The organism is Ideonella sp. P3_A4 (assembly GCF_056403075.1).
On record NZ_JBFUGE010000150.1, the window covers coordinates 1 to 12,558 of the forward strand.

Consider the following 12,558-nt stretch of genomic DNA (forward strand, 5'->3'; position numbering starts at 1 on the left):
GGCTTCGCCGGCGGCTATGCGGGCCTCTGCCGGGTTGCCGGCCACCAGCCACGCGGCGGCCAGGTTGAGCCACACATAGCCGAGCTGGAAGCGGTGGCGGGTACCGCGCAGCTGCTCGACCAGCCCGCGGCACAGAGCGATCGAGGCGTGGGCGTTCCCCGCGGCGAGTTCGAGGTCGGCCAGTGCGATGCGCACGTCGATGGCACCGACCGAATCGCCGGCTTCGGCGGCGTGGGCCAGTGCCTGGCGATAGGCGGTGATCGCGCCAGCCATGTCGCCCAGACGGAGCCGCCGAGCGCCATCGCAGTAGTGCCCCTGAAAGAGCGAAAAGGCCGGCAGCAAGGATCGCGGAATGGAGCGCAGTTCTGCAAGCAGCGCCTGGGCCTGCGGAGCCTCACCATCTGCCAGCGCGCTCAACTCTGCCCAAAGCGCGCGGTGCAGCCCCACTTGATCGCCGATCGAGCGGCAAAGCGCCGCCGCCTCGGCGCTGCGGCGTGCTGCTTCGGGGCTGCCGCCCCAGAAGCGACAGGCGCCAAGCGCCCAGCGCGCCCGCAGGTTGAGGGGAAGCTGTGGAGTGACGTGCAGTTCGGTGGTCAGCCACAGCCGCTGCCGCTCGGCCCAGCCGTCGCGCTGCGCGGCGAAATTGAAGGCGGCCATCAGCGCCACTGCGGTGGCCGGCTCGTTTTCGAGCGCCCATGCCATCGCCTCTCGGGCATCGCCGAGTTCCGGGCGCAGGGTGGCCAGCGCTTCATCGATCAGGCGCTCGCCAGCATAGGCCGCCGCGGCGATGGTGTCGAAGCGCCCGGCCACGGCGCGAGCGTGCCGCTCACGCCATGCCCCGTCTTCGCCCGCCGCAGCCAGTTGCTCCAGAGCGAACGCGCGAGGCGACTCCAGCCAGCGAAATCGCCGCGGCTCGCTCTCGGCCACCAGCAGGGCGCGATCAACGAGCTCGTTCAACGCGTCCAACACCTGCCAAAGGCCGAGCGCATCGTCGCCGGCGAGCGCCTGAGCCATTTCGAGCGTGAACGGGCCGACGAACACGGCCAACCGGCGAAAGACCACCTGCTCAGCCGGCGCCAGCAGGTCGTGGCTCCATTGCAGTGCCGCCCGCAGTGTGTGTTGCCTCGGCGGCGCGGTGCGTGCCGCGAGCGTCAACACCTGCAGGCGCTGGGCCAATGCGCCTGCCAGCGCGGCCGGGCCGAACATGGGCAAACGCGCTGCCGCCATTTCCAGCGCGAGCGGCAGTCCGTCGAGGCGGCGCGCGATGTCAACGATCGGCTCGACCACTTCGGCGGTCCATTCGAACTGCGGGTCGAGGGCCTTTGCGCGACGCACCAACAGGTCGACCGCGCCGTAGCCCAACGCCTGCGCCATGTCGACCGACTGCCCCACCGGCGGCACCGATAGCGGGCCGACGGGCAACAGCTGTTCGCCAGCGATGCGCAACGGCAGCTGGCTGGTCACCACCAGGCTCACCCGCGGCGCACCGGCAAGGATGGACTGCGCCAGCCGCGCCACGGCGTCGACGAGGTGCTCGGCGCTGTCCAGCACGATGACCATCGCCAGCGGCTTCAAGGCTGCGACAAGCTCCTCTGCCGTACCACGGGACCCGAGGTTCAGCCGCAGCGAACGCGCCAGTTCCGATGGCAGCAACGACGGCTGGCTGATCGCCGACAGGTCACACCAGCCGATCCCGTCGGCCGGTGGGGTCGTCTGCGCCGACCAGCACTGCACCAGGCTTGTCTTGCCAACGCCACCGAGGCCCACCACGGTGACCAGGCGGTGCTCGCCGACCCAGCACGCAAGGCGCTCCAACTCGGTGTAGCGGCCAATCAGGCTGGTGACCGGTGCAACGCTCGCGGGCGTGGGCTGCTTTGGGGCGCTGGGTATCGCCGCCCAGGGCTCGACCCGCGCCACCAGCCGGTAGCCACGTCGAGGCACCGTCTCGATGTGACAGTCTGCCGAGCGAGCATCGTTGCCGAGCGCGTCGCGCACGGTGTGGACCGTGGTCTTCAGAATCCCCGCGCTGACATGTCGATGGCCCCAGACAGCGTCGAGCAAGGCCTCGCGGCTGAGCAGCTGGTTGGGATGCCGCAGCAGGCAGCACAGCAAGGCCAACGGCCGCGGCGCCAGCGCGATGTCGTGAACGCCATGCAGCAAGCGCCCCTGGCGCTCATCCAATGCAAACGCGCCGAAGCGCACGGCCAACGGCTCGGGACGGGACGACGGCTCTGGCGTGGCTCTCATGGCAAGGCGGGCAGCGACGAGGGCGCCATTGTCACCACAGCCCGCCAGCCCATCAGTCTGCGCCCCTGCAGGAACAAGGCCTACCAGTGCCCAGGGACTTGRACGGCCTCATCTGGACCAGGCCAAGGCGGCATCGTGATGCCCACGGCCGCGACCGATTGCGTCGACGACGCGCGGAACTGGAAATGCGTGCCAACGGGGATGGTCAGGCACACACCAGCCTCCAGCGTGACCACTTCCTCATGTTCACCTTGGCGACGCCACATCTCACCCCGGCCGGAGACGACGAACCAGATCTCTTCGACGCTCCGGTGCACCACGGCCAGTGATGTCTGGCCCGCAGCCAACTCGAAGTGGGCCATGCTGCCACCGGCCAGGCTCAGCAAGACCCGCACGTCTGACCCGTCAGGCGCGGTGACCGTGGGCGCGGCCGGTAGCGGCAAAGTGGCGAACTGGCTCATCCGATGCGAACCCGGTCAGCCGCGATGGCCCAGCACACGTGCGGGCAGGAAGACGATGGCGCGAAGCAGCGCAAACACGCCCTCGACCGCGATGCCCAGCAGCCGAAACGGCAAGGCGATCAGCCAGACGAGGGGAAACAGCAGCAGTGCCAGCAGGGCCACCGGCCAGGCCACCACGAACAGAATGCACCAGCCAACGAACAGGATCAGTGCGTTCACAAGGTCCTCCAGAGGTGTCGCTGGGCCCATTCTGCATCCGGCCGATCTGGCCACAGCCATCAAGCGACAGGCCGTCGTTTGGGCAGCATCGGCTGCACGTGCCGGGTCAGAGACTTCCGTTCTGTCCGTCAGAGGCGGGCACCCGCCGCGAGCGGGCCAGACGTCCCAGGTCATCGGCAGCAGGCACGCATGCCAGCCCCACCAGGATCAGCGCAATGGGCACCGTGGACAGATAGCCGGCCGTCTTGAAGCCCTGCGCGCCGGCGGTCGCCCCAGCAAAAAATGCCAGGGCCAGCATCGTCAGGGTGAACAGCCGCGCTCGATTTGCCAGCACCTTGCCCACATCACGATCGGCGTGCCGGGCACGATTCCAGTAAACGAGCTTGCCGAGTTCGATGCCGATGTCCGTCACCGTGCCCGTGATGTGGGTCGTGCGGATCTCCGCCCGCGAGATCTTCGATATCACGGCGTTCTGCAGGCCCATGATGAAGCACAGCAGCATGACGGTTGCCGGCACGAAGAGCCCTTCAAAGCCCTGAAGGCTCGCGCCTGCAAAGCCGAAGCACAGCAACAGCAGGGACTCCAGCAGCAGCGGAAGCGCGTACTCGCTGGACAGATGGCGTCGCCGCGCGAAGTTGACCATCATCGCCGATGCCATGGCCCCCAACAGGAACGACAACAGGCCACCCAGCCCGGACAGCGCCACGTCGTACGACCCGAGCACCAGCGAATCAGCCATCGACGACACGATGCCGGTCATGTGCGAGGTGTATTGATGCACAGCGAGAAACCCGCCGGCATTGATGGCCCCGGCCACGAACGCCAGGACGATGCCGAGGCGACTGTTGGCCTCCTTGGTTCGCTCGCGGCCCGTGAGTCGCCGTGCAAAGTTCAGCGGCATTCGTTGGCTCCCGCTTCGACTGAACATCGGCGCTGCATGACTTTCAGCCCCTGTCTGGCACGGCGTGCGCTAGCGGGACGGCCGCATCGGTTGCGTGCCACTCATGTTCAGCGGCCTCTCTGTGCTTTTGCCGGCCTGGCTGATTTCTTGGCGGCGCCAGCCTGGCCTTTTTGCTCACTTGCCCGTGCTTCTTGCGCTTCCTGGCCGCTCGGCGTGTAGGTCACGTCGTGCTGGGCCAAATAGTCGCGGATCAGTTGCCGCACCACCTGCGAAGGCGTGAGGTCGAGTTGAGAACACAGCTGCTCAAAGGCTGCCTTCTTGTTCGGGTCGATGAGCAGCGTCAACCGCGCGGTCTTGAGTTCCATGGGTTTCTCGGTTTGACTGCTCAGGCTTGACGGCGAGGTTTCATGGCACGCCGGATCAGCTCGAAAGCTTCCGCCAACTGGTCGTTCGCGGATGGGCTGAGCGGCGGCAGCGACGCTTCACCCTTGGGCCGGCTCAGCGCATGCCCCTTGCACGCAAACACGATGCTGTTGCTCAGCTCGCCATCGTCCACCAGCAGCACAGCGGCGTCGAAGCTGCGACGAATGCGTTCGACAAACGCGTCGCGCTGTCGATGGCCGTAGTGCAGGTTCACCACCAGGATGCCGTCGGGCTGGAGCATCTCGTAGCAGTCGTCGTAGAAGCGCTGCGAGGCCAGGCGCGGCGGTTGGCCCTCGGTATCGAAGCCGTCGACGATCAGCACATCAGGCCGGATCACCCGGTGACGCACGAACTGCGCGCCATCGGTCTTGATGACACGAAAGCGCTCGCCGTCGGGCGGCACATGAAACTCATCGCGCAGCGCGATGACGTGGGGGTTGATCTCGGCCACCTGGATGGACGCTTGCGGCAGGTGGTGGTAGCAGAACTTGGCCAGCGACCCGCCCCCCAGCCCGATCATCACGATCTGCTTGGGTTCAGGGTTGAACAGCAGAAAGCCCATCATCGTCCGCGTGTACTCCAGGTCCAGCGCGTAGGGATCACGCAGCTTCATGCGACTCTGGATCGCGCTGATCGAGAAATGCAGCGCTTTGGAGGTCAGGCTCTCATAGACGAAGGGCTTGACGTGGTCGGCGGCGTCGAGAGTTTCGGGCATGGGGCGCGGAAGGTGCGTGTGGCCTCAAAGGCGATGAGTATGCGCCTTGGATGATACTCACATGTTAATGCAAGTGACATGTGCGGAAGCCGCAGGAACGGCCACCGACAGGCATGTCGGTGCGCAATGGTTCGCTACTGCAGCTGCTGACTCAGCAGTGGGGACGTCCGGGCCCGGCCAAGGGCCCTAATCCCAGACCGTCTCCACCAGCTCGCCGACTTCCAACGGCGCGCCGCCTTGCTGGGCCCTCTTCCACTCCGCTGGCAAGGGTGCCGGCCGCTTGGTTTCCTTGCCGCCCCAGATCGCGACCTTCAGCGCAAACACCACCGGGCCCTTGCGGGCCTCAAACGGTTTGACCGCCTGAACCGCGGCGGTGAGCTGTTTCTTGATCTCCAGGTCCAGCAAGGCGTCGAAGTCGAGCCAGACCTTGGACTGCAGGCCCGGCCGGACCGCGATGACCAGGAAACCGCCGACCGATTGCCTGGCCGAGCTCGCCGCCACCGCCTCACGCGAAGCCGCTTCGATCGCCTTGATGTAGTCGGCCATCCCGTCGACGCTGGCCACGCGCTCTTCCAGCACCGAACTCGGCTGCAGCAGAACGACGTTGAAGTTGGTGAAGGGCTCCGCGGCGCGGGCGTTGAATGCAGCCAGGAGAAGAGAAATCGACAGGACGAGGAGACGCATGGGCGAAGGCAAGGATGCTTGAAAACCGGCGGCCGATTCGAGGCACTGCCGAGCCGTTGAACCCCTGAATCCTATCCACGCCGCGCACCAGGCTCCGGCGGCTGCCCCGACAAGAGGCAGGCACCGGAATTGCTCCAGCACGGCTGACGGTTCCTCGTGCGCCCCATGTCGGGGCCGTTCACATCGCCTGCGAGCGCCCCATGACCATTGCCTTTCTCGAATCCAGGTCTTCGGTCGTTGCCAAAGACCTACGCTCCGAGCCCCGCAAGGCCTTGCGCGTGGCGGCAGCTGTGGTGCCGGTGAGCGCGCCGGCGATTCAGGTCACGACGACCAACGTCAGCGTCCATGGGATCGACCTGATCAGCGACACCGACCTGCGGCCCGCCACCCGCTGCGAGGTGGCTTTCTCGCTGCCTGTCAGCGGCCAGATGCGATCCGTCCAGTTGCAAGCCTGCGTGGTACGCAGCACACCTGGCCCCGACAGCTTCAGCCTGGGCCTGGTGTTCTTCGGCATGCCGCATCGCACCAAGGAGCTGCTGGAGTCGTACGTCTTCTCTTGACGCCGAGCCGCAAGAGGCCTCAGCGGCCCCGTCGATCGGCGGCCGAGGTCAGCCGCGATGCGGCCGCCCGCAGCAGCACCTTTGAATACAGCTTGTGGAACCCCAGCAGCGCACGGAAGGCGAAGCCCATGCGGGCCTGGCCTGACCGCGCATCCTTGATCGGCACCACGGCCGAGCCGAAGTACAGGCGCGTACCACCGCCCGCAGCGCCCGCCACCGGGGCGCACATCAGCCATGAGCGCGTGCGCTGGTGCATGTCGCACATCAACAATTGGCCGCCGACCCGGGCCTCGACGTTCCAGGCGGCGAACACATTCAGCCGCTCGTTGGCCAGATCGCGCACCTGCCGGTCGGTCGACGGCCGCGACGCAAACCACGCCAGCAGCAGCCGCTCCAGCTTGAACACGCGCGTGGTGTAGAACGCCTCGACGTACTCGGCCTGCGAGAGCGGGTGGTCGACATCGATCACGAAGCAATCGGCGTAGGCGCCCTGGTCCAGGTACCTGCGCAACAACGCATTGGGGGGAAGTTCGCAGGCCTGGACGGTGGACATTCTTTGATGGGACGAAGTGCGCGGCGCGCTACTTCTTGCTGTAGACGATTTTCTTCGCGCCGCCTTCGCAGCTGCCGACGACCTTCTTGTCGCCCACCTGGTCGGCCGGCACGATCTCGAGCTCGTAGCCGGTGACGCCCTTGCCGTCGATCTTGGTGGCGATCTCGCTCTTCAGCTCTTCGCAAGGCTTGCCGGCGAACGCCGCGGGGGACACCAACGCCAACGCAACTGCCAACAACGACACCAGCTTCATGACCGATCTCCTGGGTTGATAGGGGCACCGAAAAACGCGGTGCGATGGTAGTCGACCCATGCGACCAGGCAAGGCTTTGTTGGAAGCGTGTGGGGCCTTGGCGACGGTGCCGGCCTCAATGCATGGCCCGGCACAAAAAAGTCAGCCCCGGCATGGCCGGGGCCGAGAAGCCCGGCGCTTGTCGTCGCGCCAAGCCCTGCTCAGGGAGGAAAAGCAGGGAGCGCGGTTTGGGACGCGCCCGTTTGGACTTTAGCCGCCGTCAGCCTGTCGCCAGGGCGGGCGAACCCGCAAGCGTCGTCGCCAAGTTAGGGGGCGTGCATTTGTGCGCACCGGGGTGCCGTTATGCGCACTGCGCTGGCGCAAGGGCTTGCGGCAAGGTCAGCGTGAAGGTGCTGCCGACACCCGCCTGGCTCTTCACCGTCAGGGTTCCGCCCATCAACTCGACCAGGTTCTTCGCGATCGCCAGCCCGAGCCCGGTGCCCTGGACCGCCGTCGACTCCGCGCCCAGGCGGTTGAAGGGCTCGAACAGGCGCGGCAACTGGGCACTGTCCAGCCCGATGCCCGTGTCCTCGACCTCGATCATCACCCTCTCGTCGGTGCAGCGTACCCGCAGCCGGACCGTTCCGCCCTGGCGGTTGTACTTGATCGCGTTGGACAGCAGGTTCAGCAGCACCTCCTGCAACCTGACGGCGTCGGCCAGGACGCTGGCCTGAGATTCCAGACCCAGGTCCATCACCACCTGCACATCGGTTGACGCGGCCTGCTGGTGGACCAGAGCGATCGCCTGTTCCAGGGCCGAGGCCACCGGGGTCGGTTCGATCGTCAGCGGCACGACCCCCGCCTCGATGCGCGCCAGGTCGAGGATCTCGCCGATCAGCTCCAGCAGGTGCTGGCCTGCATGCTCGATGTGCCGCACGAAGCGCAGCTGGCGCGCGTCCTGCACGCCGCCCTCACCCAGTTGCAGCAGTTGCGCGAAGCCGAGGATGCCGTTCAGCGGGGTGCGCAGCTCGTGGCTCATGCGGGCCAGGAAACTGCTCTTGGCCTTGTTCGCCTCCTCGGCGGCCTCGCGAGCAAGACGGTGTTGCTCCAGCTCCTTGACGGCAGTGACGTCGATCACCGTCGTCACATAGCTGATCTCGCCCGGTTGGGCCATCGGCAGCGGCTTCGCTTCGCCCAGCACGTGGACCACCCGGCCGTCCGGGTGCAGGAAGCGGAACTCATCGCGATAGGGGCGCCGGTGCGCCAGAGCGTCCGACCACGCCTGCTGCACCCGCGCCGCGTCATCCGGGTGCAGGTGGCGCCCCCAACCGTCGCCCAGGCATTCGTCGCGGGGAACGCCGACGATCTCGGCCGCACGGTCGTTCACATAGACGACGGCCCCGGTGTCGTCACTGCCGCCGATGCCGACCGTCGACAGGTCCGCCAGTGTCCTGAACCGGAGCTCGCTGGCCCGCAGTTGCTCACGCATGCTGCGCTCTTGCGCCAGCATCACCTCGTACTCGGCGCGCAGGCGAGCCTCCGAGGCTCTCCGTTCCTCGGCCAGTCCGGCGATCGAATGAAGCGCCTTGCGCAACTCCAGCTGGGCCGACACCTGCCGCCCGAGCGTGCGCAGCAAGAACTTGTGCGCGTCGTCGAGCTGCCGCGGCCGGCGGTCGATGACGTTGAGCGTGCCCAGCGCGTGGCCATCGGCACTGATCAGCGGCACGCCGGCGTAGAAGCGGATGTGCGGCTCGCCGGTGACGAGCGGGTTGTCGGCAAAGCGCGGGTCGAGCTGGGCGTCGGGGATCTCGAAGATCTCATTCGGCCGCAGGATGGCGTGGGCGCAGAAGGCGTACTCACGCGGGGTCGACGCCAACCCCAAGCCATGGTGCGACTTGAACCACTGGCGCGATTCGTCGACCAATGACACCAGCGAGATCGGCACCTGCAGCAGTTGCGAGAGCAAAGCGGTGACATCGTCGAACACGGCGTCCGGCGCTGTATCGAGCACGAGGCAGGCGTGCAGGGCCTGCAGCCGCCGAGTTTCGTCTTCTGGCAGTGGGGCGTTCAAGGGCGGGCCTCCAGTGGCCGCGGTGGGCTGCGATCCATCCCTTCAACGATCGCGCCGTCAACTCGTCGTCGCCGGCGATCCGGTGCAGGCCGACTCTAACGCGCCGGAGCGTCCACGGGAAGCCGCCCGAAAACATGCTGGCCGGTGTCCCGACAGGACACCCGGGCCTCAAAGCTTCGGAATCCGGATCCGGCTGATCATCAACGAGCCCGACACGGCGAACGCCAGCACCAGCGGGTGCAAGGTGAAGCCRCCGATCTTCGTGAAGCCGAACCAGAGCTGTTCGCCGATCGCCCCTTGCCAGGCCGCGTAGGCCAGCATCAGCACCAGCACCAGCGAGGTCGGGATCGGCGTGCCCTCGAAGTACTTGACCTTGCCGGCGTCGTCGGACAGTGATTCGGCGGTCACGTTGTAGCGCGCCAGGCGCGAGACACCGCAGGCGACGAAGAAGCCCAGCACCAGGCGGTCGTACAGGCCCTGCATGCCGCAGCCGTAGGCGATGACGGCCGGCGCGACACCGAACGAGATGACATCGGACAACGAGTCCAACTCGCGGCCCATCGCCGAGCTGCGCTGGCGCCAGCGGGCAATGYGCCCGTCGAGCACGTCGAACACCAGCGCCGCCGAGATCAGCGCGCAGGCAAAGTAGATGTGGAAGATGCCGCGCGTCTGCAAGAACGACATGACGGAGAACAACGCGCCCACGCCGCAAACTGCGTTGGCCAGCGTGAACCAATCGGCGAGGTGGAACTCGCGGATCATCGAGAAAGGTTTGGGTCGGTTCATGCGGCAAGCTTAGTGCAATCTGCGTGCCCGGCCCGCCAAAGCTCGGCCGCCAACCTTGTTTTGGGCCCGGCCCGGCCCAATGCTTGCTGCGGCGCAACAGCCCCGCTCAAGCCGGCCGCGCCGTCATGTTGACCACCCGTTTCAGCATCGGCGTGACCAGCGGCACCGTCAGCATCGTGCTGCCGATGGCCATCAGCAGCAGCGCCGTGAAGGTCTCGTTCGTGATGATCTGCTTGTCCAGCAGCACGTTGGCAAAGACGATCATGATCAGCCCCTTGGTCTGCAGCAGCCAACCGAACAGCGACGCTTCGTTCGGTTGCCAGCGCAGCAAGCGGCCGGCGATCGACAGGCCGGCCAGCTTGCCGAAGATCGACGCCGCCAGCAGCACCGCAGCGGCCAGGAAGACCATCGAACCGCCGACACCGAAGTTGGTCTTCAGGCCGGTGCCCAGGAAGTACACCGGCATCAGGATCAGCAGCAGGATGCGCCGCAGCTCGTCGAGCTGGCGGGTCTGGAACCAGTGGCTATCGATCACCGCCCCGGCCAGGAACGCACCAACCATGAAGTGCAGGCCTGACCAGTCGGCCCCGAGAGACACCGCCACCAGCCAGACGAGGCCGACATACCAACGGTCCGACTCCTTGAGCGTCACCATCAAACGGCGGAACAACCAGGTGGCCACCGCGAAGCCGAGCAGGAAGACCACCTGCCGGCCGACGCGCTCCCAGTCCATCAGGATGACAGCCAGCACGGCCCAGATCGCAATGTCGTCCAGGCTGGCGTAGCGCAGCATGCGCTGGCCCAGCGGCAGGCGCAGGATCTCGAGCTTGTCCATCAGCAGGATCAGGACCGGCAGCGCCGTCACCGCGCAGGACATGCCCACGCCCACGACAAACTGCCAGGTCTGCGCCGCGGGGCCCATCCACCCCGGCAGCTCGACCATCGCCAGCCCGACAACGCTGCCCGCGACCAAGGGAACGCCCAGCGCCAGCCCGGCCGTCAAGCCGCTTTCGCGCCGGTGGGTCCACGCGGCTCTCAGGTCCAGCTCGATGCCCGCCAGCCAGACGAACAGCATCACGCCCCACCAGGCGATGCCGTTCAGCGACTGGATCACGGCCGGCGTGAAGACAAAGCCGTATGCGTCCGGCAGCGCCTTGCCCAGCACACCAGGGCCGAGCAGCACGCCACCGACGACCTGCACCACCATCAGCGGCGCGAAGTAGTCCGTCTTGCCCAATCGCCAGACCAGGTACGGCAAGGTCCACACGATCAGCATCGCGATCAGAAAAAGTTCGGTCGTGCTCATGGACGAGAAGGCGGGCAGGACAGCGGCGGGCCAGACAACAGACAATGACGTGGTCGAGCGTAATGACCGCGGTTTTGGGCGCCAAGCCAGTGTTTGCACGAGTGAGATGTAACGTTCGCCGCAGCGTGACGAAAGTCAATGGCGCCTCGCCGTACAGTGTGGTGAACATCATCAACCTAACACTCGAACTGTGCGCACCCCACCACCCTTCAGCCCTGCCGCCGATCGCAACAAGGCGCCGATCCTTGATGCGCTGCGTGGCTGGCTGCCCACCGAAGCTCGCGTGCTCGAAGTGGCCTCTGGCACGGGCCAGCATGCGGCCCACTTCGCGGCGCAACAGCCGGACTGGCAATGGCAACCCACCGATGGCGATGCGACCGCCCTGCCCGGCATCGCCGCGCAATGCGCGGGCTTGTCCAACATTCGCACGCCGCTGCATCTGGATGTGCTGGCGCCCTGGCCCGACACGCTGGACACATTCGATGCGGTCTACTGCGCCAACATGCTGCACATCTCGCCATGGGCGACCTGTGCCGCGCTGATGGGCGGTGCCGCCAACCATCTGACCGCTGGCGGCCAGCTGGTGCTGTACGGACCTTTCGTCATCGACGGCGAGCCGACGGCGCCGAGCAACCTGGCCTTCGATGCGGACCTGAAGGCCCGCGACCCGCGCTGGGGCCTGCGCCGCTTGGCCGATGTGGTCGAGGCCGCCGCGGCTGTGGGCCTGGCCTTCGACCAGCGCCTGCCGATGCCGGCCAACAACCAGCTGCTGGCGTTTCGCCGTCTGCCCTGACCCATGAACAACGCCTTGCTCGACCTGCACCCCGACGTGGGGGCCGCGCTGGCCGACCAGCGCCCGGTGGTGGCGCTGGAATCGACCATCATTTCGCACGGCATGCCTTGGCCGCAGAACGCCGAGACGGCGCTGGCCGTCGAAGCCGAGGTTCGCGCCCATGGCGCGGTGCCGGCCACGATCGCGGTCATCGATGGCCGCCTGAAAGCTGGCCTTACTTCCGATCAGATCGAGCGGCTGGGTCGCAGCGGCACCGAGGTCGCCAAGGTCAGTCGGCGCGACATGGCGCTGCTGGTGTCACGCGGCGGCACCGGTGCAACCACCGTGGCCGCGACGATGATCGTGGCCGCGCTGGCAGGCATTCGCGTGTTTGCAACCGGCGGCATCGGCGGCGTGCATCGTGGCGCCGAGACCAGCTTCGACATCTCGGCCGACCTGCAGGAGCTGGCCCGCACGCCGGTGGCCGTGGTCTGCGCGGGCGCCAAATCCATCCTCGACCTGCGGCTGACGCTCGAATACCTCGAGACCCACGGCGTGCCGGTGCTCGGCTACCGCACCCACCGCCTGCCGGCTTTCTTCACCCGCGACAGTGGGCTGGACCTGGATG

At 66.9% G+C, this 12,558-nt stretch carries 15 protein-coding genes; 3 read left to right on the forward strand and 12 right to left on the reverse strand.

Going from position 1 to position 12,558, the window contains the following annotated elements; translation table 11 throughout:
* The 7 genes from AC1DYI_RS15065 to AC1DYI_RS15095 all read right to left on the reverse strand — a co-directional run.
* Positions 1-2,247, reverse strand: a 2,247-nt coding sequence (locus tag AC1DYI_RS15065) for an ATP-binding protein (RefSeq protein ID WP_477204938.1), incomplete at its 3' end; no start/stop codon positions are given.
* Positions 2,248-2,327: 80 nt separating this feature from the next.
* A complete protein-coding gene (locus AC1DYI_RS15070; protein WP_477204939.1) occupies positions 2,328-2,708 on the reverse strand; it encodes a cupin domain-containing protein in 381 nt (126 codons plus the stop codon).
* Positions 2,709-2,723: 15 nt separating this feature from the next.
* Positions 2,724-2,927, reverse strand: coding sequence for a hypothetical protein (locus AC1DYI_RS15075; RefSeq protein WP_477204940.1), 204 nt, complete (start codon positions 2,925-2,927; stop codon positions 2,724-2,726).
* Positions 2,928-3,033: 106 nt separating this feature from the next.
* Positions 3,034-3,828, reverse strand: coding sequence for a YoaK family protein (locus tag AC1DYI_RS15080; RefSeq protein WP_477204941.1), 795 nt, complete (start codon positions 3,826-3,828; stop codon positions 3,034-3,036).
* 107 nt (positions 3,829-3,935) lie between these two features.
* Complete coding sequence (locus AC1DYI_RS15085; protein ID WP_477204942.1) at positions 3,936-4,193, reverse strand: ribbon-helix-helix protein, CopG family; 258 nt, start codon at positions 4,191-4,193, stop codon at positions 3,936-3,938.
* Positions 4,194-4,213: 20 nt separating this feature from the next.
* Positions 4,214-4,966 (reverse strand): spermine/spermidine synthase domain-containing protein, encoded by a 753-nt coding sequence (locus AC1DYI_RS15090; protein WP_477204943.1) that lies wholly within the window; start codon positions 4,964-4,966, stop codon positions 4,214-4,216.
* Between the two features lie 186 nt (positions 4,967-5,152).
* A complete protein-coding gene (locus tag AC1DYI_RS15095) occupies positions 5,153-5,791 on the reverse strand; it encodes a hypothetical protein (RefSeq protein ID WP_477204944.1) in 639 nt (212 codons plus the stop codon).
* 59 nt (positions 5,792-5,850) lie between these two features.
* Between AC1DYI_RS15095 and AC1DYI_RS15100 the strand changes: the two genes are divergently transcribed.
* Entirely contained in the window at positions 5,851-6,210 is a 360-nt protein-coding gene (locus tag AC1DYI_RS15100) for a PilZ domain-containing protein (RefSeq protein WP_477204945.1), read from the forward strand.
* A 19-nt stretch (positions 6,211-6,229) separates the two neighbouring features.
* On the opposite strand, the gene AC1DYI_RS15105 is transcribed toward AC1DYI_RS15100, so the two are convergent.
* From AC1DYI_RS15105 to AC1DYI_RS15125, 5 genes are all read right to left on the reverse strand, one after another.
* On the reverse strand, positions 6,230-6,763 hold the full coding sequence (locus tag AC1DYI_RS15105; RefSeq protein ID WP_477204946.1) for a hypothetical protein: 534 nt from the start codon (positions 6,761-6,763) through the stop codon (positions 6,230-6,232).
* 28 nt (positions 6,764-6,791) lie between these two features.
* Positions 6,792-7,016, reverse strand: a complete 225-nt coding sequence (locus AC1DYI_RS15110; protein ID WP_477204947.1) for a DUF1161 domain-containing protein — start codon at positions 7,014-7,016, stop codon at positions 6,792-6,794.
* Positions 7,017-7,356: 340 nt separating this feature from the next.
* Positions 7,357-9,066 carry a sensor histidine kinase gene (locus AC1DYI_RS15115; RefSeq protein WP_477204948.1) on the reverse strand — a complete coding sequence of 570 codons (1,710 nt, stop codon included), beginning with the start codon at positions 9,064-9,066 and terminating at the stop codon, positions 7,357-7,359.
* Positions 9,067-9,234: 168 nt separating this feature from the next.
* The gene (gene pssA / locus AC1DYI_RS15120) at positions 9,235-9,852 is read right to left on the reverse strand and encodes a CDP-diacylglycerol--serine O-phosphatidyltransferase (RefSeq protein ID WP_477204949.1); all 618 of its coding nucleotides are present in this window, start codon (positions 9,850-9,852) and stop codon (positions 9,235-9,237) included.
* 106 nt (positions 9,853-9,958) lie between these two features.
* Positions 9,959-11,158, reverse strand: coding sequence for a cation:proton antiporter (locus tag AC1DYI_RS15125; protein ID WP_477204950.1), 1,200 nt, complete (start codon positions 11,156-11,158; stop codon positions 9,959-9,961).
* Positions 11,159-11,348: 190 nt separating this feature from the next.
* Here AC1DYI_RS15125 and AC1DYI_RS15130 point away from each other — a divergent pair, with 190 nt between their 5' ends.
* Together AC1DYI_RS15130 and AC1DYI_RS15135 are read left to right on the forward strand one after the other, a co-directional pair.
* A complete protein-coding gene (locus AC1DYI_RS15130; protein WP_477204951.1) occupies positions 11,349-11,951 on the forward strand; it encodes a DUF938 domain-containing protein in 603 nt (200 codons plus the stop codon).
* A gap of 3 nt (positions 11,952-11,954) precedes the next feature.
* The coding region (locus AC1DYI_RS15135) for a pseudouridine-5'-phosphate glycosidase (RefSeq protein ID WP_477204952.1) at positions 11,955-12,558 on the forward strand (604 nt) is incomplete at its 3' end.

Excerpts from the sequence above, each read along its gene's own strand:
- AC1DYI_RS15110 (WP_477204947.1), bottom strand. The coding sequence starts at position 7,016 with ATGAAGCTGGTGTCGTTGTTGGCAGTTGCGTTGGCGTTGGTGTCCCCC.
- AC1DYI_RS15100 (WP_477204945.1), top strand. The coding sequence starts at position 5,851 with ATGACCATTGCCTTTCTCGAATCCAGGTCTTCGGTCGTTGCCAAAGAC.
- AC1DYI_RS15105 (WP_477204946.1), bottom strand. The coding sequence starts at position 6,763 with ATGTCCACCGTCCAGGCCTGCGAACTTCCCCCCAATGCGTTGTTGCGC.
- AC1DYI_RS15085 (WP_477204942.1), bottom strand. The coding sequence starts at position 4,193 with ATGGAACTCAAGACCGCGCGGTTGACGCTGCTCATCGACCCGAACAAG.
- AC1DYI_RS15090 (WP_477204943.1), bottom strand. The coding sequence starts at position 4,966 with ATGCCCGAAACTCTCGACGCCGCCGACCACGTCAAGCCCTTCGTCTAT.
- AC1DYI_RS15125 (WP_477204950.1), bottom strand. The coding sequence starts at position 11,158 with ATGAGCACGACCGAACTTTTTCTGATCGCGATGCTGATCGTGTGGACC.
- AC1DYI_RS15080 (WP_477204941.1), bottom strand. The coding sequence starts at position 3,828 with ATGCCGCTGAACTTTGCACGGCGACTCACGGGCCGCGAGCGAACCAAG.